The organism is Sorangium sp. So ce448 (assembly GCF_051520915.1).
Classification (GTDB): Bacteria; Myxococcota_A; Polyangia; order Polyangiales; family Polyangiaceae; genus Sorangium; species Sorangium cellulosum_B.
Genome location: NZ_CP150343.1, coordinates 2,189,229 through 2,208,659 on the forward strand (window position 1 = coordinate 2,189,229; position 19,431 = coordinate 2,208,659).

Below are 19,431 nucleotides of genomic sequence, written 5' to 3' on the forward strand. Positions count from 1 at the left end.
GCTCCTGGGCGCGCGCGCCCGCATTGAAAAACCGGATGTACTACAGCCCGCGCAAGGTCGTCTCGAGCGCCTCCTTCAGCTGCTCGAACGACCGCGTGGAGAGAGCCTCGTCGCCCACGGTGCCGAGGCAGAAGCCGCCGCGCGCGGTGCGCGCCTCGACCCAGGACATCATCTGCGCGCCCAGCCAGAGCGCGCCCGCCGTGGCGTCGATGCCGGGGATGCTGCGGACGCCGACCAGCGCCGAGAGCAGCGGGCCCACGAGGGACACGTGCGCCTCGGAGATACCGTGCGCCGCCAGGGTGAGGCCGTTGTCGTCGGCCACGAAGGCGCCCACGCACGGGTGGTGATCGAGCGTCCAGGCGACGAGCACGTCGAGCCGATCGGCCGGGTTGTCGGAGGTCTGAACGAGGCGCGGCACCTCCTTCACCTCCTTCACCGCCTTCACCTCCTTGGGCGCGGCCTTCGCCGGCACGGGCGCCGCCTTCCCCGGCGCGCCGGCGCGCGCTCCCCCCATGGCGGTCACGAGCGCCGCGGGCTCCCGCGACCGCGTCGTGGTCACTCGCGCGAGGAGCGAGGTCACCCGCTGCGCGTCAGTCCACGAGACGGATCGGACCGTCATCCTCGCCTCCTGCGTTGGAGCCCAGGCGCTCCTCGATCTCGGCCACCAGCTTGTCGAACACCGCGGAGACCGCCGGAGGGCGGCGGCTGAGCAGACCGAGCGGCACGCCCGCGCGGCTCGCCTGGAGGAACGTGCCGTCGCGCGGGACCGCGGTGTCGAAGACCTGATCGCGGTAGAGGGACCACAGCTCCTCCAGCGAGGCCAAGAGCACCGGATCGCGGAACGAACTCATGGTGCCGACCACGCCGAGCAGGGAGCAGGCGGAGCCGATGTCGCGGAGCCGCGCCAGGAGCTCGAGCAGCCGGGGCATGGCCCGCAGCGCGAGCGGCTCGCACTGCGCGACGGCGATGACGCTGTCCACCTCCTCCAGCGCGATGCGCGACATCCCGCCGAGCCCGGCCGGCGTGTCGAAGAGGACGAGGTCGAAGTCGCGCTGGCTGTGCTCCAGGATGCGCCCCACGATGTTGGCCTCGCGCGCGTTGATGGCGAAGCGATCCTCATCGAGCGCGTCGACGGGGCCCATGGGCAAGAGGCTGAGCTCCGGGAGCCGGGTCTTCACCAGGCCCTCGAGCGGGGGGCCGCCTCGCGCGAGGTTCGCGGCGAGGCCGGGCCGGTCGCTGACGCCGTCGAGCGACATGCCGATGGCGCCCTGCAGATCCGTGTCGACGAGCAGGGTCCGCGCGCCTCGGCGCGCGAAGGCGAAGGCGCAGTTGAGCGCCACGGTGGTCTTTCCGACTCCGCCCTTGAGGCTGGCGAATGCGATGGATCGGGTCATCTTGGGTATCCGAGCTTGCGTAGCTGTTCCAGGTTAGCGCGCACGAGGCTGGACGCGGGGTCGAGCGTCGAGAGGTCGATGAGGACGCAGGCCGCCTCGCTGTAGCTGCGTTCCATCAAGAGGCGCCGCGCGTCGGCGTTGAGCTGCTTGATGCGGGCCGCGCGCTGCTCCGGCGAGATGAGCGCGATCTCGATCCGCCTCGACGAGATCGGCGGCGGCACCTCCACGCTGCCTTCGTCGATCCGGCGCAGCGAGTCGAGCACCAGCTCCGCCAGGTCCTTGAAGATGGTGCGCTCCTTCGTCGAGCCGACGGCCGGGGTGACGCGCACCCGCATCTCGGGGCGGATGAGCCGCGCGAACGCCTCCTCGCCGACGCCGAGACCATCGAACGCCGTCCACACCTGGCCGCGCCGCACCTCGATCAGCCCCACGTCGGCGCTGGCGTTGCTGACAACGAGGACATGCGACTCGCCGGACATGCAGATCATCTGCAAGAAGTCGACGGGCACGAAGTTCATCCCGATCGGCGCCGACTGGGCGCCCGCGGCGTGCGCCATGAGGATGAGCGTCTCCTCGGCGATGGGCCACGTCACCCGCGTGGTGCTCACCGCTCCCGGGACCTCCACGCCATCGTTGACGGCGAGCACCAGCCGCGCCGTGCGGCGGAGGAGCTGCGCGACGGCGTCCTCCGGCCCACCCGGGAGCGACGGCGCATAGATGATGAGCTCCGCGCTCTGCACGCCGTCGAGGGCTTGATCGAGCTCCTCCCAGGTCGCGGCGCCGAGGGCGCTCACCGGCGCCTGCCCGGCGATGACGCGGATGCACCGCATGCGCTCGCGCAGATCGGGGACAGCGACCACGACGATGGCCATCAGCCTCCGGTGTCGCGCCGCACTCGGCGCAGCATGACCGACGACGCCGTATCGCCCGGGCGCATGCGCGCGCACGCCTCGAACGCCTCGATCGCAGCGTCGTAGCGGCGCTGCACGAACGCGGCGGTGCCGCGGGCGAACGCCTCGCGGTAGAGCCGATCCTCCTCGGTCTCGTACACCCGCGGCGTGAACGGCGCGCTCGCGGGGGGAGCTGGCGCGCTCGCTGGGGGAAATGGCGCGCTCGCGGGGGGAAATGGCGCGCTCGCGGGAGGAGCGTCCGGCGGTCGCTGCGCCAGACCGCGCTCCGGCATGGTCGGCGGCCCCGGATCGGCGCCGGCCTCGGACGGCAATGTGTCCAGCTGCGGCCGGAAGGAGATCGACGGCCGGTCGCTGAACGGCGAGGCCATCTCCCTCCCCGTGTAGAGGCCGACCAGCACCTGGAGCGTGCGGAGCCGCCCGAGCGGGCACATCTGAATGATGTCGTCGAACGTCGAGGAGCCGTCGATGTACCGCGCCACCAGGAGCGCGTCGGGCGAGCGACCCGCCGACACCGGGATGGGCCCCGCCACCAGATCGAGGCCGCCGAGCCGCTTGGCGTAGGCGCCTGCGAGGAACTCTTTGATCCGCTCGATGCTCGCCTGCAGCTCGCGATCGCCGGGCGACTCCGCGCGCGCCCGGTACAGCACCGCCAGCGCCTCCTCGTAGCGCTTCTCACGGACCAGCCGCACGATCTCCGCCCGCATGGGCGCGCTCTTCGGGACCGCGCGGCTCTCGGGTTCCACCATCAGAGCTGAGTCGAGTTGGTCTTTCACGGCACAGCCGGCAAGTTACATGCCTCGACCGCCGGCATTCAAGCTGTTTGGCTGCACCTTTGCGGGGGCCGTCCTCGGTCGGCGCCGTGGATACCGGGCTCGCCATCGTTCAGGTACGCGCGTGTGGGACCAGCCAGCATCCCACCAGAACACGGGGAGCCGCGACATGCGCCCCATGGGAAGGCGGGGGAGACATGGCACGAGGCAATGACCGCGGCCCGCTTCCACATTCGGTCCATTGAGTCGCCACGTATTCTCGGGCGTCTCGCAGGATCGATCGTCTGCCAATCGCGAACGTCGCAAGCCGTATCGCACCCCAGCGCCGGTTCGCCCACCGGCCGCCGTTTCAAATTTGAATGGTGACCCCAAGATTGTGGATGCAACTTACACCGGGCGTGCGCTACAGTGGCTGCACCGGCTGGACGCACCCAACAGCGTTGCAGAAACGTCTGAGGTGGTTCGTGGAAAATTCCAGTAATCGCGCTCGGGTTGCAGCGCGAGGGGGGCGCAGGATTTCAACCGAGGGGAGGTCCAGCGGCAGCGTCCATGCTCGGTGCGCCGTGATCTTGTCTTGAGGCCTCAGGCACTCACGGCGCTTGGTTCACGCAAACAGAGGGATTGTTCAACCAACTGACACCCCACAGCCGAAAAGGAGATCGCTCATGCGGCAGGTCTTGCGGCACATCTTCGAGAAGAAGCAGGCATACGCTCGTCTACCCCTGTTCGAGCACATGCGTAACGAACTGCTCGATCCGAGCGAGCGGCTCGCGTTCTATCCATGCATGGCGTACTTCATCCTGAGCTTCGGTGATCTGAACAAGTTCGTATTACGGGAGGAGCACGCCGCGGACAAATACCAAGAGATGGTCAACGCCCACACGCGCGAGGACGACCATCACTGGCCGTGGTACCTGGAGGATCTGTCCAAGCTCGGCTACGACGTCGAGGGCCGGAGCACGGACCTGCTGAACTTCCTCTGGGGTGAGGAGACGATACAGAATCGGATCCTCACCGCGCGGCTCACCGCGCTCATCAAGGGCACGACGGGCCTCGAGCGGCTCGTCATCATCGAGGCGATCGAAGAGACCGGCAACGTGCTCTTCGGGGAGATGCTTCCCCTGGCGGAGGCCCTGGAGAAGCGCCTTGGCACGCAGCTGCGCTACTGCGGCCCGTTCCATTTCGAGCGCGAGTCGGGCCACGCGGTGAACGCCGACCACGCCGAGCTCGCGCGCATCCCGCTCGACGCCGAGACGCGCGCGCGGTACATCGCGCTCGCGGACGAGGTGTTCACCCTATTCGAGCCGTGGACACACGAGCTCTTGCGCTATGCCCTCGCGCACCCCGTGAGCGCCCCCGTGGCCGACCCCGAGACGGACGGCGTGAGCCAGGTGATGACCCGGTCGTCGGTGCTCGCCGCGTGAAGCAGCGCGGTTGAAGCCTCTCCGGTCGCACCGCCCCCTGTACGGGACCCACCCCCGGGCGCTCGTCATGCGACGAGCTCTCTGCACAAGACGCTGACGCACATCTTGCCCCGACAGCGGTCGCCGACCGCTGTCCCGCGCAGCGCGCAGCTCGTCGGCCAGCTGGACCAGCAGCCCGACGCGCGGCGCGGCGTCCCGCTTGCCGCGCCGGCTCATCCACACCACATCCCCACGACCTGCATGGCCTCAGAACGCAAGACGCACCGCGCCCTCACCGTCGCCGGGCTGATCCTGGCCCTCGCCATGGCCGCCCTCGAATCGACCGTCGTCGCCACCGCCATGCCCACCGTGATCGGCGATCTCGGCGGGATTCACCAGTACGCCTGGGTCACCACCGCCTACCTGCTCACCTCGTCGGTGCTGGTGCCCATCTGCGGCAAGCTGTCGGACATCTACGGCCGCAAGCCGATCATGCTCTTCGGCATCGCCGTCTTCCTGCTCGGCTCGATCGCGAGCGGCCTGGCGCAGACGATGCCGCAGCTCATCGCCTTCCGCGCCCTCCAGGGGGCCGGCGCCGGGGCGATGCAGCCGATGGCGATGACCATCTCGGGCGACATCTTCGATCTCAAGGAGCGCGCGCGGATCCAGGGCGTCTTCGGGGCCGCCTGGGGGCTGTTCGGCATCATCGGCCCGATGGTGGGCGGGCTCATCGTGCACTACTTCTCGTGGCGCTGGGTCTTCTACATCAACATCCCGTTCGGCGTTGCGTCCGTCGCGCTCGTGGCGACCTCGTTCCACGAGCGCATCGAGAGGCGGCCTCACGAGCTCGATTTCCTCGGGGCGGCGCTCCTGTCCGCCGGCGTCGTCGCGCTGCTGCTCGCCACGGGGAGGCTCGGCGGGGAGACGACGCTGCTCGCGGCGGTCGCGTCGGCGGCGCTGTTCGCCGCGTTCTTCGCGGTCGAGCGCCGGGCCCCCGAGCCGATGATCCCGCTGCCGCTCTTCCGGCGCCCGGTGATGCTCATCTCCAACGTGGCCGGCGCGATCCTCGGCGGCGCGATGATGGGTACGATCACGTTCGTGCCGCTCTTCGTGCAGGGCGTGCTCCGCGGCACCCCGACGGACGCCGGCAGCGCCATCGCGCCGATGCTCATCGGCTGGCCGGTCGCGAGCGCCATCGGCGGGCGGCTCATCCCCCGGGTCGGGTTCCGCCCGCTCATCTGGATCGGCCTCGGCGTCACGGCGACGGCGGGGCTCGCGCTCGCGCTCGGCGGGGCGCACGACACGCCGCTGATGCTCCGCGCGACGACGCTGGTCTTCGGCGTGGGCATGGGGCTCTCCAACGTCGCGCTGCTCATCGCGGTGCAGAGCAGCGTCGCGTGGGATCAGCGGGGGATCGCCACCGCGAGCACGATGTTCTCCCGGCTGCTCGGCGGCGTCGTGGCGGTGGGCGTCATGGGCGGCGTCCTGACGGCCCAGCTCGCGAAGGACCCGTCGATCCCCGCGGACGCCGCGAGCCGGCTCCTGACGGCGGAGGGGGCGCGCGGCCTCGATCCGTCGATCCTCCAGCACCTCGGGGAGGCGCTCACGGCCGGCCTGACCACGGTGTTCTGGATCATCGCGGCCATGGGCGTCACCGGCTTCATCGCGGCGCTGTGGTTCCCCCGCGTGCCGCTCCAGGCCGATGGGGGAGACGCCGCCGTCGCGCCGCCGAGCGGTGCCGGCGTCGGGTGAGGCGACCCGCCCTCGTCGGCAGGGACGGGGGCTCGATCCAGCGTGTCCGACGAGGGCCGCCAGATCCTGCTCCGATCGAGCCGCGAGGGCGGAGGAGACCTGTTCTGGGCGCGACGGCCGTCGGCCGACGCGGCCTTCGAAGAGGCGGAGTCGCTCGGTGAGCCGCTGAACCTTCCCGAAGAGCGCGACACCGATCCACACCTCTCGCCCGAAGGGGCCGTCCTGTTCTTCGCGTCGACGCGGAGTAGGGTGGCCGACATCTACGAAGCTCGGCGCGTCACACGATGAGTCGTTGCATCGCCATCTCGGTGTAAAATTTCTTCGAAGACGGTTCTTGGCGCTCCGCGAGAAGCTCGAGCAACCCATGATCGATCGTGGGCGCTCCGGCCCACGTGGGAGAGCGGGACGACCCGTCCCGGAGGACATCGAGCCGACCCCATGGCCAGCACCTCGACGGATGATCCGCCCATGGAGCCTCAGGAGTTCAAGATGCGTCTCACGCTTTGCCGGTCACGGCGACGACGGGTGTCCTCGCCCACGTCGAGCCTCCTGATCGGCGTCGTCGCAACGCTCGCGGGCTGCAGCACGGAGCCCTCGGCGCAGGGCTCCGGCGCAGGCGGCCAGGACAGCGGCGCCACCGGCGCCGGCGGCACGACCGCCGCTTCCGCCACCACGGCGAGCAGCGGCGCGGGAGGCCATCCGGGCGCGACGGCCGGGGTGGGGGGCGCCGGGGGCCCCGGCGGGAGCGGCGGCGCGGGCGGCAGCGGCGGCGCTGGCGGCAGCGGCGGCGCGGGAGGGGCCGAGGACAGGTGCGCCGATGCCCTCTACGACCCGGCGAGCCCGCCAGAGGCGCTGCCCCTGTCCGGGAACCTGGGGACCCACGACCCGGCCGTCATCCAGGCCGGCGACCGCTACTACCTGTTCCAGACGGGGGACAGGCTCCCGATGAAGAGCTCGTCGAACCTCACCGCGTGGCAGGCCGCCGGCCGGGTGTTCGACGCGAAGCCCGCCTGGCTGGAACAGAAGGTCCCGGGCGTGAGCGACCTGTGGGCGCCCGATATCTCGCGCTTCGGCGACACCTACCATCTCTACTACTCCGCCTCCACGTTCGGCAGCAACCGGTCGTGCATCGGGCACGCGACGAAGGCATCGCTCGACTCGCCAGGTCCCTGGACGGACCGCGGCGCCGCCATCTGCTCCAACGACGGCGGGGCGCGGGACGACTGGAACGCGATCGATCCCAACGTCGCGATGGATGCGGAGGGGACGCCGTGGCTCGTGTTCGGGAGCTTCTGGGGCGGTATCAAGATGGTGAAGCTCGCCCCGTCGGGGGAGCGGGCCGACAAGGAGCTCCACGCCCTCGCCGCCCGCCCCGACGCCCGCGGGGCGCTCGAGGCGCCCTTCATCGTCCGGCGCTGCGGCTTCTATTACCTGTTCGTCTCGTTCGACGCCTGCTGCCGTGGGACGGACAGCACGTACAAGATCGCCGTCGGTCGTTCGACGAGCATCACAGGCCCGTACGTCGACAAGGAGGGGACACCGATGATGTCCGGCGGCGGCAGCATCCTCGTGGAAGGAGGCGCCCGCTGGCGAGGGCCCGGGCACAACGCCGTGCTGTTCTCCGGCGATCGCTCTTACAACATCTATCACGCCTACGACGCGCAATCGAACGGCGCCCCCACGCTGCGGATCTCCGAGCTGGCGTGGGACACCGACGGCTTTCCGCGCTCCGGAGGTCCCTAGTCGCGCCACCGCCGCCGGGCTCCGCGCTGCGCGCCCTGATGATCGGGACTCATGGACTCCACCCTCGTCGCCAGAATGCGAAAGCCCGTGATTGACCTCCACGCGCCGCCGGAGGGAGCGCCTCCGCGGGCGGACGAGCTGCTCGGGCTCGCGCGCGCCGCCGCCGCGCGCGATCCGGCGGCGATCCGCACGCTCATCACCGAGCTCGGCGGCGCCATGCTGCGGAGCGTGCGGAAGGTGCTCGGCCCGCATCACCCCGACGTCGAGGACGTGACCCAGGAGGCCGTGCTCGCGCTGCTCCAGGCGCTGCCGTCCTTTCGCGCGGAGTGCACCGTGCTCCACTTCGCCAGCCGGATCGCCGTGATGACCGCGCTCGGGGCGCGCCGGCGCCTCAGCGTGCGCGCGCGCTTCGACGAGCCGGGCGCGGCGATCGACGTGGCCCCGGACGAGCGCGGCGCGTCGCCGTTCGCCGAGGCGGTCTCGAGCCGGCGGCGTAAGATGGTGCTCGAGGTGCTCGACAGGATGCCCGAGGCGACCGCGGAGGCGCTGGCCCTCCATTTCGTGCTTGGCTACACGGTCGACGAGATCGCGGCGCTGGCCCGCGTCTCTCCGAACACGGTCTGGAGCCGGCTCCGGCTCGGCAAGGAGGCGCTGCGGCGCGCGCTCGCCAACAACGCGAAGCTGGCCGAGCTCTTCCGGGCGAGGGAGACATGACAGCCGACTGCCGGAGCGAGCTCCTCACGCGGGTGCGCCGCGGCGTCGCGACCGAGCCGGACCGGCTCGCCCTCGACGCCCACCTCGGCACCTGCGCGTCGTGCCGGATGAGCTGGGTGCTCGCGCTGGACTTCGACGCCGCGGGCGCGGCGGAGCCCGGGGACGCAGAGCTCCTCGCGCGCATCGCGAACGCCGCGATCGGCGGGGCCGTGATCGACCTGCCGTGCGAGCGAGCGCCGGCGCTGCGGCGGCGCGAAGGAGCGATCGCGCGGCTCGCGAGCGCGCCCGTGCGGCCCGACAACGACGTCCGGCGCGGAGACGACGGCGCTCGGCCGGGGACCCTCCTCGCGGGGCGGCGGTGGGCCGGGTGGACGCGGAGCGCCTGGCTCGAGGCCACGCTCTCCCTCGTGTCGCTGGGCGGCCTGCTCCTCCACAACGGCTCGCCTGCCGCGGCGCTCGCGCAGTTCGACCGGTACCTCGGCGTCGCCGGCCCGCGCCCGCTCGCGGTCGAGGCGCTCTACGGCCGCGGGCGCGCCCTGCGGGCGCTCGGGCGTGCCGGCGACGAGGCGCAGACCTGGCGGCGCCTGCTCCGGGAGCACCCGGGCTCGCCGTACGTCGAGCACGCCCGCCGCCGCCTCGCCGAGCTCGGAGGGTGATCCGCGGTGCTTTGTCATCGCTTCGCGCTCTCTTCACCCCCGCTGGCCACGTACGTCCCTCCGGGCACGCACCCGACGCGTGCTCGTCGTGCACTGTTTTCCTGCAGGAGCTCGCCATGCGAATTCGGCCTATCTTCATGACCATCGCACTTCATTCTTTCGTCGCCGGTATCGGCCTCGCGTCTGGGGGTTGCAGCTCGGGAGGCCCCGACGATCACCCCGCCGCGCAGACCACGGGCAGCGGCGGTGGCGGCGGCAGCACCGGCACCGGCACCGGCGCAAGCACGAGCGCCAGCAGCGGTGCGGGCGGTGCGAGCAGCGCTTCCGGCTCCAGCGCCGCGGGGGTGGGCGGCGCGGGAGAGGGTGGCGGCGGCGGCGCGGCCGGAGGGACGACGAGCGCTTCAGGCGGCTCGGAAGGCGGCGGCGGGAGCGCCGAGCTGCCCGACGTCACGGTGTACATCGCCGGCGACTCGACCGTTCAGACCTACGTGAACAGCGCCCTTCACCAGGCGGGCTGGGGCCAGATGCTCGGGGAGTTCTTCGACGAGCGGGTGCGCGTCGACAACCGGGCCATCGGCGGCCGGACCGCGCGCCGGTACATCGACGAGGGCCGCCTCGACGACGTCCTCGAGGACATCCAGAGCGGAGACTACTTCCTCGTGCAGTTCGGCACGAACGACAGCAACAAGACCGCGACGTACGAGCACGACGGCAAGACCATTCCCTATTACCTGGACCCCGCGACGGACTTCAAATCGTACCTCGAGCGGTACATCACGGGCGCGCAGGCGCGCTCCGCGACGCCGGTGCTTGTCACCCCGCCCCCGCGGCGATCGTGCTCCGGGGACAGCCACCAATTCGGCAACGGCCTGGCCGCCCATTCGCAGGCGATGCGGGAGCTCGGAGACGAGCTGGACGTGGCCGTCATCGATCTCAACGCGAAGACGCTCGCCCACCTGAACTCGATCGGGTGCGTGGCGGCGGGCGAGGACTTCTTCCTCGTCCGGGCGGACGGCTCGGTCGACGGCACGCATTTCAACGAGACCGGCGCCCGGGTCATGGCGGGCCTGGTGGCCGACGGCACCGAGGACGCCGGCCTGACGCTCGCGCAGTACCGGAAGTGACGGGACCGACGCGCCTGTCGAGCTCGCGGCATCGACCTGAAGCATCCTCTCCAATCTCGGAAAAATTCACAGGAGGCGGGGAGACGGGGAGTGAATCCAATGAACCTCCCCGTCTCCCCGCCTCCCTGTTCAATCTCTTCTTTTGATAAAAGTGCCAGCAGAATGAGGGAACTGGTCAGGGCATCGAACCGAACATCCGCCATCCGACGTAGACGCCGTTCGAGACCTTGACGGCGACGACGCCGCGGTCGAGGTCCTCCATCTGGTAATGCCCTGTCGGTGCGGCGCCGCCGCTGCCTCCGGAGCCGCCGCTGCCGCCGTAGCCGCCGTTGCCGCCGCTGCCGCCGCTGCCGGCGGAGCCGCCGATTCTCCTCGAACACCGGGAAAGGGTGGCGTATGAGCCCGCAGTGGCGTGCTGGCTCGACCACTATCCACAAATAATCCACATGATGTGGACAAACGTTCAGCTGTCTGCGTAGCCTGGCGCGGCCGGTGGACCTGGCTGCTGGCGCGCCTGCTCGGCGCCAGATGCAGCAGGACCCGAGCGGCCCCCGTGCCCGAGGGCGGGCGCGGCTACAGGCACTCGGCGTTGCACGACTGCGCGCACTGGCTCGGCGTGAGCCGGCCGTCCTCGCGGCACAGATCCATGCACGAGTCGTAACATGCATCCGAGTTGTTCCGCACGAAGTTCACGGTCACGGTCTTCGCCGCCGACATCGTCACGAAGCAGCCGTTGCCCAGGACGCTGTCGCACCCGGTGAACACGACGTCGTGTCCCGTCGACGAGGCCAGGAGCATCACCTCGCTGCGCGTCGGGAACGCAGCAGAGCAGCTCGAGGTGCAATCGAGGTTCAGCGGCGTGCTCACCACGCGGCCCGCGCCGCTGCCCGCCGCGCGGACCACGCTGAGCGTCGATGTGCCCAGCAGGGGAGGGGTGACCTCCAGGAACGACACCGCGCTCGCCAGGCCGGCCCCGAGGTCGAACGTGGTGCGCGTGTGGCTCTGGCACGCGCCCGCGCCGGTGTTGCCGCTGCCGGCGTCGCTGCACACGCGCGCCGTGAGGGTCGGAGGCACGACGAGCGACACGATCCGGTTGTCGCCGATCGCGTTGAGCGCCGCGCCGGCCCAGCGGCCGGCCCCGAAGCTCGCGCGGGTGCCATAGAGGTCCTTCTCGGTGAAGGCCGTCACCACGCGCACGACCTCCGCGTACGAGGTGCCCGCGAGCACGGTCGTGGGCGTCGGCTCATCGTAGAAACGGCAGGTCCCGACGCCGTGCCCGCTCGTCCCGCCCTCGTCCGTGCACACGCGCACGCGCGCGCCCGGCGGGACATAGAGGGAGCGCGTCTGGTCGTTGCCGACCCCGGAAAAACTCCCGGTGCTGGCGCGGTGCTCCCCGTAGCCGAAGGCCGACACGCTGCCCCGGTAATCCTGCTGGCTGAAGAGCAGCACCATCGGCTCGATCTCGACGAACGAGATCGCGTTCCTGTAGGCGGCAGGCACGTTGTGCGCGCCCCCGTACTCGATGGTCGGGTTCTCGATCGTCGCGCAGCTCCCGCCTGTCCCGCTCACGCCCTCGTCGATGCAGTAGCGCATCCGGCTCGCGGGCGGCAGGCGCACGCGCGTGATGCTGTTGTCGCCCACGCCGCCGAGGTGACCGAAGCTCGCTCGATGGCGGCCGATCCCGAGCTCCTGGGCGCGGTCGTCCTCCGTGAAGACGATCGCCCGGCCGAGGATGCCGGCCGAGAGCATGCAGCGATTGGCCATGTGGGGGACGCTGTGGAGCCCTTGGTCGTACTCGCCTTCAGGATAACCGCAGCTGTCATGGCGATAGTCCTGCTGGTGCATCGCCTCGTGCCAGATGACGCCCGCGACGCCGGCGCGCTCGAAGTCGCTCATCCCGGCGGCGGCGACGCCGTCGAGGTAACCCCTGTCGATCTCCATCCGCTCATGGGAGTCGCCGTACCCGTCGTACTGCGCGTGGCCCAGGGCGTCGGTCAGGTCGGCGCACGTGGCGGTCACGTCGGCCATGTTGCCGCTGCGCATGACGTTGCGGACCTTGGTGTGCTGGGTGCTCCTCGGCTCGTTCGCGAACGGGTCGTCGCTGCCCTGGTGACAGGGCTTGTACCACTCCATCATCCGGTACCGCAGGCAGGCGTCGAACTCCTTGGTCATCGCGATCTGCCGGCCGGCCTGGTGGGCCTCCACGAGCACGTCGCGCTGCGCGAGCGTGCACGAGCTCGTGTTCAGGTCTCCGTACAGCGCCTCTTGCGCCTCGGCGATCTCCGGGCCCGCGGGCTCCTCGATCGCGTCGGCCCTGCACCCGGCCAGCACGGCGGCGATACAAAGAAAAAGCGACTTCGTCTCTACCCTGTTCATGGTCGTTCCCTCGAGTTGGCCCTGCCCGAGCCGTCCCCGGGGCGGGGCGTTCGGGCGAGCGTGCCGGGCTCATCGCAATCGATGTGCCCGGCCCCTCGGGGGGCGGTGCACCGGGGAAAAGGGCGGGAGATCGAGGCCCGCGCTGCGCGGCCTGCGGGCGTCCGCCGGCGCGTTGCGCGAGGGCTTGCTCAAGCTGGGCAGGGCTCGCTCAAGGGATCGGGCTCGGGTGCAGCCCCGCGGCGGCGAGCAGCGCGACGGCCCTGTTCATCGCCTGGATGAGGCGACCTGTCTGGCCGCGGTCACGCCGCGAGCCGGTGCTCTATCTCGATCGGCGTGAGCCGCGGCGGCTGCTCGTCGACGACGAGCGTGCTCCCCGGGTGCTGGCGGACGAGGTCCTCCGTGGACTCGATCGCTTCCTGCACCGTGCCGTACGGGAGCGAGCGGGTGACGTAGCCCTCGGCCGCGACCACCCAGCCCCAGCCGTCGGGGTCCGGCATGACGTGGTAGGCGAGTCTCTGTGTCATGGCGTGTCCTCCCTCCGGCAGGGTGAGCCCGGCGCGCGCGAGCCGCAACCGATCGGCGCTCGCGGAGGCCCTACCGCTGGCGGCGCTGCACCTCCTTGAGCGCGAGCTTCGAGATCGCCCTCAGGGTATCGAACACGCCGCGCCCGCTCGCCGCGGCGGCCTCGAACTCGGGCGCTCTGCTCGGGTTGAGGAGCTCCCGGAGCTCGGCGATGTCGGCGATCCCCTCGAGATCCCGCTTGTTGTACTGGACTACGAGCGGCAGCCGCCCGGGCGAGCGGCCCTCCTCGGCGAGGTTGTCCCATAGATCGGCCATCGACTCGACGTTCGCGTCGAGCCGGGCGCGCTGGGAGTCCGCCACGAACACGACGCCATCCAGCCCCTTCAGGATCAGCTTCCGGCTCGCCCTGTAGAAGATCTGGCCCGGCACCGTGTAGAGCTGAAGGCGCGTCCGGAAGCCCGACAGGCCCCCGAGATCGAGCGGAAGGAAGTCGAAGAACAGCGTGCGATCGCTCTCGGTCTTGAGCGAGATGAGCCGCCCCTTGGCGGCCGGCACCGTCCGGTCGTACACGTATTGAAGGTTCGTCGTCTTGCCGCAGAGGCCGGGCCCGTAATAGACGATCTTGCAGTAGATCTCCCGGCTCGCATAGTTGATGAACGCCATCGGCGTGCTCCTCCAGAGTCGACGTTCGAGGGGGAGGCAAGGCCGGTCCCCGCATTGAAATTGAAATCGGCCGGAGGCCGTCGCATTGGAAGCGATGGCTGCGGTCGTCCAGCGCAATGGAAACGAAGGCGGCCACCGGCGCCCGCGCTGGAAGCGGCGTCCGTGGTCGATCCCGCGATGGGAGGCGAGGCGCTGGCCGCTCCCCCCACGCGTCCCAGCGTCGTGCGCCGCGCTGGGTGCGCGCCGCGCGCCCGGCACGTCGCGCGGCGCTGCTTGCTCCCCGGCGCTACGTCACGCTCGGCCGGCGGCGAGCGGACGCGCCGCCGCTGCCGCCGCGAGCGGCGCCGCGCCGGCGGCGATCACGAAGACGCGTCGGCGATCGCGTGGAGGGCCGCCACGAAGCCCTCCAGGGAGGCGTCGCGCGCGTCGCTGTGCTTCACAAGCCGCTCGTTCACGGCGATGAGCTCCACCACGTCCGGGCTCGCGCCCGGGACTCGCCGGAGCTCGTGCACAGCGCGGCTCACCCGCGAGGGCGGGTCGAGGCACGCCAGCGCCGACAGCGCCGCCGTCGCGCCCGCCTCGCGGCCCGCCGCGAGCGCCTCCCGCGCCATCCCGAGCAGCACCAGCGCGAAGGCGACCTGGATCGCCTCCAGGAAGCCGCGGGAGACCTCCTTGCCGCCCTGGCTGACCTCGCTCCACGCGAGCGTCACGAGCTCGCCTATCTCCGAGAAGGCGCGCGCCGACATCAGCGTGGAGAGCGTCTCCAGGCCATGTTTGTCCCACGCCGCCCGCGTCGTCAGCTGGCGCGCGAGCCAGGAGAGCACGGCATAGGCGTCGTCCCCCGCCCGGATCGCGCCGAGCGCGATGTCCATCAGCGCGGCCCGCGCCACGCCGTGCGCCTCGAGCCAGCCGAGCAGGTTCGCCCGCTCCGCGCCCCGCGGCGTCCGGCGCGCCTTCTCGAGGATCGCGTCCCGGAGCGCCGGGGGAAAATGGAGGATATCGACGCTCCAGTCCTCGTCCGAGCCGCGCGCGCGCTCCATCGCCAGCGCGGCCAGCGCGTCGTCGTCGAGCGACAGCGCCCCGGCCCGCCTCGCCGCGAGGATCTTCGGGACGGGCAGATCGCGCAGCGCGGGGCGCTCCCCGTTCAGGCCGTCGAGCTCGTCCCCGTCGAGCAGCGGCGGCAGCCCCTTGTGGACCTTGGGCGCGAGGATGTACTCCGAGGGCCACTGGACGGGCTCGCGCCGGCAACGCTCGAGCACGCGCTCGTAGATCCCCGCCGGGACCTTGCCGCGCACGAGATCCGAGAGCTCGATCCACTCCTCCTCGTCGAGCACGAGGCGCGGCACGCCCAGCACCTCGTGCTGGAAGTGCCCTGGATCCTGGATCGCGAGCCGCGCGAGCTGCCGGATCACCGGCCCGCTGAAGCCGCTCTCGCAGCGCGCCCTCCAGCGCAGGAGATCGGATGTCCCGAGCTCGTCGATGTGCTCGGACAGGAAGGCATGATCGTCTGGCTCCAGCGACGGCTGACGGAGCACATGAAAGAACGCGACGGGACGGGCACGGCCCCGGTGCGCGCGCACCAGGGCCTCAATCTCCGCCTTTCGCATGGCGCGACCTCATCACCCGAGACCCCATGTGGGATCAGGGACACTCTCAGGTCCATCGTCGCCAGGCGCGAGCGCGGCCCGTCATGACTCGTCGGTCGGTGGAATGACGGATCCTGTTCCTGACCGGTATGCCCAGGGTAGCGCCGGCGCGCCCGCTGTCAACGTGCTCATCGCTACTCGATCCGCTGCCGCCGCCGCCGTGGCTCCCGGCCGCTCGCGGGCGGGTTGATCCGGCTGGAACGGCGCGATCCACCCCTCCGCCCGGAGCGCCTCCCGGCACCGGACGAGATCGTGCTGGAGACCGGCGGCGCTGCAGGGGGACGGACGGGCCGATCGGGGGCTACGCCGACCCGGCGAGAGAGCGTGACGGCCGATCAGGGCGAGCCGCGTCGAGCGCAGCGCCGCCGGACGCTGTCTGCCGAGCTCGGCCTTGAGCGGCACGCTCACGGTATCGTCCGCTGGCGGGCGAGAGCGCGAGTGATGGGGAGAGACGACGGGAGAGGAAGCGGGGGAGACGTCAAGCCACGAGGGCCCGTGGTCCCTCGGAACAGCGCGTTCATTCGTCCACGGTCGTCCGCGGTCGTCCAGGATGTCATCTGCTTGCGTCATCGCGCAATCGATTGCGCTTCCATTCCAGTCGTGCCAACTCCATTGAAGGGGACGCGCCGGACCTCTCAGCTGAAACCAGCGGCCAGGTAGCAGCTCTTTTTGGCGGTGCAGCTCGAAGGGGAGACGGCAGGTCACGCTGGCGTACATATTGCGAGCCTTCACGCCAGACGCCCACGCTGAATGCGCCTCCGGCCCTCCGGGGGGGCAAACGCCGTGGAAGGATTCGTTCTTGATGAAAGCAAGGTTGGGAAGAGCCATGATCGATCAACGACGAACGGTCAACCGCAGGATGTTCTTGCAAGGGATGACCCAGGTCGCCTCGGTGGCCGTCGCGGCGCCCGCGCTCGGTTCGGACCCATGGAGAGGCGCCTGCTCGACGACGCTCACCGCGGGGCGGCCCGAGGACGTGAGCATGAGCTCGGAGCGGCTGGAGGACGTCTTCGCGCGGATCCAGCGACGCGTGAACGACGCCCTGTTTCCCGGCGCCACCGCGCTGGTCGCGCGGCGCGGGGTCATCGTGGGTCACCGGGCCTTCGGCACCAAGGTCGCCGGCGCCGACGAGCCGGTGACGCTCGATACGATCTTCGACGTCCAGTCGATGAGCAAGGTGCTCTCGACGGCGGCGGCGGCCCTCGCGCTCGTGCAGGAGCGCGTGATTCGGATGGACGCGCCGGTCGCCAGGTACCTGCCGGACTTCGCCGCCAACGGAAAGGGCGCCGTCACCGTCTACGACATGCTCCGTTACTCGTCCGGTCTGCCGCTGGACAACCGGTGCTTGGATGAGGACGTCGAGACGGCCTGGTGCATCATGGCCGAGACGCCGCTCGAATACGCGACGGGCAGATCGGCGCTGTACAGCGATCTCACCTACCGCCTCCTCGGCCGCATGATCGAGGCCGCCGCGGGGGAAGATCTCGACGCCATCGCGAGAGAGTGCGTCTGGCGTCCTCTCGGCATGAGCGACACGATGTACAACCCGCCCCCGGAGCTCGTCGAGCGCGTCGCGGCCACGGGGTACTCCGCCCGCCGGGGCTGCCTCGTGCGGGGGCAGGTGCAGGACGAGCAGGACTTCGCGCTGGGCGGCATCACCGGCTGTGACGGCGTGTTCACCACGGCGCTCGATGTCGCCGTCTTCTGCCAGATGATCTTGAACGGCGGCGCCTATGGCGGCGCCGAGGTCCTGCGGCCCGATCTGGTCCGGCAGATGAAGAAGAACAACACGCCTTACGTGGCCGAGGCGGAGACCGACACCTCGCCCATCAACAACCTGCTCCTCGCCCCGAAGGGCCTCGGGTGGGAGATGCGGACGCGGCGCTTCTCGAACGGCGGCATGCGCCTGTCGCCGCGCGCCTTCGGCAAGGCGGGCGGCGCCGGCACGTTCATGTGGGTCGATCCGGATCTCGAGATCATCGGCGTCCTCCTGACCAACCACGGGCTGCCGCAGCCGTTCGACGAGCTCGGCTGGAACCGCATGCTCGACAACGTCGGTTGCACCGAGTTCTTCGACGGCATCATCAACGCCGTGCACCGCTGAGCGGCGGGCGAGCGGCGCCTCGACAGGCGAGGATCTCGGGCGAACGCCGCTTCTCCAGCTCGTTCAGGCGGCTTCCACGGGGAGCGGCTCCTCCGGCTCGACGGCGGCGGCGGCGAGCGTCCGGCGCAGCAAGGGGCCGATGGTCAGGCCCTGCACCACGATGGAGACGACAACAACGACATAGGTGATGGTCAGCACCATCTCGCGCTCCGGAACGAGCGTGCCGTCCGCGAGCTTTCCGGGGATGGAGAGCGCGAGGGCCACCGAGACGCCGCCACGCAGGCCGCCCCAGGTGAGGATGCGGATCGCCCCCGGGGTGAAGACCCTGCGCCTCTTCATGAGGCTCACCGGCAGCGCGACCGCGATGAACCGCGCGAGCAGCACGACCGGAAACGCGAGGAGCCCTGCGAGCAGCGACTGGGCGTCGAAGGCGACGATCAAGAGCTCGAGGCCGATCAAGACGAACAGCACCGCGTTCAGGATCTCGTCCATCAGCTCCCAGAAGTCGTCCAGGTGCTCGCGGGTCTTCTCGCTCATGGCGCCGGCGCGCGCCTCGTTCCCGATGAAGAGCCCGGCGACCACCATGGCGATGGGGCCGGAGACATGGATCGCGTACGCCAGGGCATAGCCGCCCGCCGCGGTCGCCAGCGAGAGCAACACCTCGACCTTGTAGTCGTCGACCTGCCGGAGCATGGCGAGCGTCACGAAGCCGAGCGCGAGGCCGTACAGCACGCCGCCGATCGCCTCCTGCGCGAACAGCAGCGAGAGCCGCTGCAGATCGAGGCCCGACGTCCCCGACGCGATCTCCAGGAGCCCGATGAACGCCACCACCGCCACGCCGTCGTTGAAGAGCGACTCTCCGGCTATCTTCATCTCGAGCTCCTTGGGCGCTCCCACGTGCTTGAGGACCCCGAGCACCGCGATGGGATCGGTGGGGGAGATGAGCGCGCCGAAGAGCAAGCAGTAGACCGGCCGGATGTGCACGCCCATCAGCGTCATCAGGGCGTAGGTCATGCCGCCCACCAGCACGGTGGACATGAGCACACCCCCGGTGGCCAGGACGCCGATGACGACCCGCTGCTTCTTCAGATCCGCCAGGTTGACGTGCAACGCGGCGGCAAACAGGAGAAAACCGAGCATCCCCTGCATCAACGTCTTGTTGAAGTCGATGCCATGGAGGTGCTCCTTCGCCTCGGCCTCCACCTCCGGAAACAGCTCTCCGATGGCCACCATGACGAGGGACGTCGTCATCGCGATCAGCATCAACCCGATCGTGGTCGGCAGCTTGAGGACCCGGTGGTTGAAGAAGCTGAAGATCGCAGCGAGCGAGAGCAGCGCTGCCGAGACTTGGAATAGATCCATGCTCCCAGGTTTACAGACGGACGCGCGCCGGCTCAGGCGAGGCGCGGCGACGTCCGGATAAAAAGTTGCACGTCAAAGTTTTCCCGAGGGAAGCAAATCCAAGCCGACTCAAAATGTCAAGCCTCGACCGCGGGACCTGCGCCGGGCTGCCCGAAGGCCGGGGGCGCGACAACCTGCTCCTCGCGCTTCCCGCACGTCTGACGACGTGTGTGGACCTCCCGTGGACGCTGCACACCGTCCTACCGAGCGGCGAGATGTGCGTGTGTCTGCGGCAGCTTCGCCTCTAGCCTG

General features: G+C 70.4%; 18 protein-coding genes. 8 read left to right on the forward strand and 10 right to left on the reverse strand.

All coding sequences use genetic code 11. The features are described 5' to 3' along the window. Positions 1–40: 40 nt before the first annotated feature. From WMF45_RS08370 to WMF45_RS08385, 4 genes are read right to left on the reverse strand one after another with little or no spacing between them, the layout of a single operon-like run. On the reverse strand, positions 41–619 hold the full coding sequence (locus WMF45_RS08370) for a hypothetical protein (RefSeq protein ID WP_437716417.1): 579 nt from the start codon (positions 617–619) through the stop codon (positions 41–43). Next, complete coding sequence (locus WMF45_RS08375) at positions 591–1,394, reverse strand: ParA family protein (protein WP_437716418.1); 804 nt, start codon at positions 1,392–1,394, stop codon at positions 591–593. The genes WMF45_RS08370 and WMF45_RS08375 overlap by 29 nt, the downstream gene beginning before the upstream one ends. Continuing rightward, on the reverse strand, positions 1,391–2,266 hold the full coding sequence (locus WMF45_RS08380) for a DUF4388 domain-containing protein (RefSeq protein WP_437716419.1): 876 nt from the start codon (positions 2,264–2,266) through the stop codon (positions 1,391–1,393). Before WMF45_RS08380 ends, WMF45_RS08375 begins: the two co-directional genes overlap by 4 nt. Further along, positions 2,266–3,051 (reverse strand): TRP-like protein, encoded by a 786-nt coding sequence (locus WMF45_RS08385; protein ID WP_437716420.1) that lies wholly within the window; start codon positions 3,049–3,051, stop codon positions 2,266–2,268. The genes WMF45_RS08380 and WMF45_RS08385 overlap by 1 nt, the downstream gene beginning before the upstream one ends. 689 nt (positions 3,052–3,740) lie before the next feature. Between WMF45_RS08385 and WMF45_RS08390 the strand changes: the two genes are divergently transcribed. From WMF45_RS08390 to WMF45_RS08420, 7 genes are all read left to right on the forward strand, one after another. Further along, positions 3,741–4,499, forward strand: a complete 759-nt coding sequence (locus WMF45_RS08390) for a hypothetical protein (RefSeq protein WP_437716421.1) — start codon at positions 3,741–3,743, stop codon at positions 4,497–4,499. Between the two features lie 162 nt (positions 4,500–4,661). Further along, complete coding sequence (locus WMF45_RS08395) at positions 4,662–6,230, forward strand: MDR family MFS transporter (protein WP_437719508.1); 1,569 nt, start codon at positions 4,662–4,664, stop codon at positions 6,228–6,230. Positions 6,231–6,272: 42 nt separating this feature from the next. After that, positions 6,273–6,518, forward strand: a complete 246-nt coding sequence (locus WMF45_RS08400) for a hypothetical protein (protein WP_437716422.1) — start codon at positions 6,273–6,275, stop codon at positions 6,516–6,518. A gap of 237 nt (positions 6,519–6,755) precedes the next feature. Further along, positions 6,756–7,973: an arabinan endo-1,5-alpha-L-arabinosidase gene (locus WMF45_RS08405; RefSeq protein ID WP_437716423.1), complete on the forward strand. Its 1,218-nt coding sequence runs from the start codon at positions 6,756–6,758 to the stop codon at positions 7,971–7,973. An 87-nt stretch (positions 7,974–8,060) separates the two neighbouring features. Next, entirely contained in the window at positions 8,061–8,687 is a 627-nt protein-coding gene (locus WMF45_RS08410; RefSeq protein WP_437716424.1) for an RNA polymerase sigma factor, read from the forward strand. Next, positions 8,684–9,343, forward strand: coding sequence for a tetratricopeptide repeat protein (locus WMF45_RS08415; protein ID WP_437716425.1), 660 nt, complete (start codon positions 8,684–8,686; stop codon positions 9,341–9,343). The genes WMF45_RS08410 and WMF45_RS08415 overlap by 4 nt, the downstream gene beginning before the upstream one ends. A 116-nt stretch (positions 9,344–9,459) precedes the next feature. Next, positions 9,460–10,467 (forward strand): rhamnogalacturonan acetylesterase, encoded by a 1,008-nt coding sequence (locus tag WMF45_RS08420; RefSeq protein WP_437716426.1) that lies wholly within the window; start codon positions 9,460–9,462, stop codon positions 10,465–10,467. A 175-nt stretch (positions 10,468–10,642) separates the two neighbouring features. Here WMF45_RS08420 and WMF45_RS08425 read toward each other — a convergent pair whose 3' ends face one another. The 5 genes from WMF45_RS08425 to WMF45_RS08445 form a co-directional block, all read right to left on the reverse strand. Then, positions 10,643–10,729: a hypothetical protein gene (locus WMF45_RS08425; RefSeq protein WP_437719509.1), complete on the reverse strand. Its 87-nt coding sequence runs from the start codon at positions 10,727–10,729 to the stop codon at positions 10,643–10,645. A gap of 311 nt (positions 10,730–11,040) precedes the next feature. Beyond that, positions 11,041–12,843: a hypothetical protein gene (locus WMF45_RS08430; RefSeq protein WP_437716427.1), complete on the reverse strand. Its 1,803-nt coding sequence runs from the start codon at positions 12,841–12,843 to the stop codon at positions 11,041–11,043. Positions 12,844–13,142: 299 nt separating this feature from the next. Then, entirely contained in the window at positions 13,143–13,367 is a 225-nt protein-coding gene (locus WMF45_RS08435; RefSeq protein ID WP_437716428.1) for a DUF2188 domain-containing protein, read from the reverse strand. Between the two features lie 70 nt (positions 13,368–13,437). After that, positions 13,438–14,028: a GTP-binding protein gene (locus WMF45_RS08440; RefSeq protein WP_437716429.1), complete on the reverse strand. Its 591-nt coding sequence runs from the start codon at positions 14,026–14,028 to the stop codon at positions 13,438–13,440. A 359-nt stretch (positions 14,029–14,387) separates the two neighbouring features. Then, on the reverse strand, positions 14,388–15,635 hold the full coding sequence (locus WMF45_RS08445; protein ID WP_437716430.1) for a hypothetical protein: 1,248 nt from the start codon (positions 15,633–15,635) through the stop codon (positions 14,388–14,390). A gap of 865 nt (positions 15,636–16,500) precedes the next feature. On the opposite strand from WMF45_RS08445, the gene WMF45_RS08450 reads away from it, so the two are divergent. Next, positions 16,501–17,778: a serine hydrolase domain-containing protein gene (locus WMF45_RS08450; protein WP_437716431.1), complete on the forward strand. Its 1,278-nt coding sequence runs from the start codon at positions 16,501–16,503 to the stop codon at positions 17,776–17,778. Between the two features lie 63 nt (positions 17,779–17,841). Here WMF45_RS08450 and WMF45_RS08455 read toward each other — a convergent pair whose 3' ends face one another. Beyond that, on the reverse strand, positions 17,842–19,140 hold the full coding sequence (locus WMF45_RS08455) for a cation:proton antiporter (protein WP_437716432.1): 1,299 nt from the start codon (positions 19,138–19,140) through the stop codon (positions 17,842–17,844). Positions 19,141–19,431: the final 291 nt, after the last annotated feature.

Excerpts from the sequence above, each read along its gene's own strand:
- WMF45_RS08380 (WP_437716419.1), bottom strand. The coding sequence starts at position 2,266 with ATGGCCATCGTCGTGGTCGCTGTCCCCGATCTGCGCGAGCGCATGCGG.
- WMF45_RS08430 (WP_437716427.1), bottom strand. The coding sequence starts at position 12,843 with ATGAACAGGGTAGAGACGAAGTCGCTTTTTCTTTGTATCGCCGCCGTG.
- WMF45_RS08425 (WP_437719509.1), bottom strand. The coding sequence starts at position 10,729 with ATGGAGGACCTCGACCGCGGCGTCGTCGCCGTCAAGGTCTCGAACGGC.
- WMF45_RS08415 (WP_437716425.1), top strand. The coding sequence starts at position 8,684 with ATGACAGCCGACTGCCGGAGCGAGCTCCTCACGCGGGTGCGCCGCGGC.
- WMF45_RS08420 (WP_437716426.1), top strand. The coding sequence starts at position 9,460 with ATGCGAATTCGGCCTATCTTCATGACCATCGCACTTCATTCTTTCGTC.
- WMF45_RS08385 (WP_437716420.1), bottom strand. The coding sequence starts at position 3,051 with ATGGTGGAACCCGAGAGCCGCGCGGTCCCGAAGAGCGCGCCCATGCGG.
- WMF45_RS08435 (WP_437716428.1), bottom strand. The coding sequence starts at position 13,367 with ATGACACAGAGACTCGCCTACCACGTCATGCCGGACCCCGACGGCTGG.
- WMF45_RS08445 (WP_437716430.1), bottom strand. The coding sequence starts at position 15,635 with ATGCGAAAGGCGGAGATTGAGGCCCTGGTGCGCGCGCACCGGGGCCGT.
- WMF45_RS08450 (WP_437716431.1), top strand. The coding sequence starts at position 16,501 with ATGATCGATCAACGACGAACGGTCAACCGCAGGATGTTCTTGCAAGGG.
- WMF45_RS08440 (WP_437716429.1), bottom strand. The coding sequence starts at position 14,028 with ATGGCGTTCATCAACTATGCGAGCCGGGAGATCTACTGCAAGATCGTC.
- WMF45_RS08370 (WP_437716417.1), bottom strand. The coding sequence starts at position 619 with ATGACGGTCCGATCCGTCTCGTGGACTGACGCGCAGCGGGTGACCTCG.
- WMF45_RS08455 (WP_437716432.1), bottom strand. The coding sequence starts at position 19,140 with ATGGATCTATTCCAAGTCTCGGCAGCGCTGCTCTCGCTCGCTGCGATC.
- WMF45_RS08375 (WP_437716418.1), bottom strand. The coding sequence starts at position 1,394 with ATGACCCGATCCATCGCATTCGCCAGCCTCAAGGGCGGAGTCGGAAAG.
- WMF45_RS08390 (WP_437716421.1), top strand. The coding sequence starts at position 3,741 with ATGCGGCAGGTCTTGCGGCACATCTTCGAGAAGAAGCAGGCATACGCT.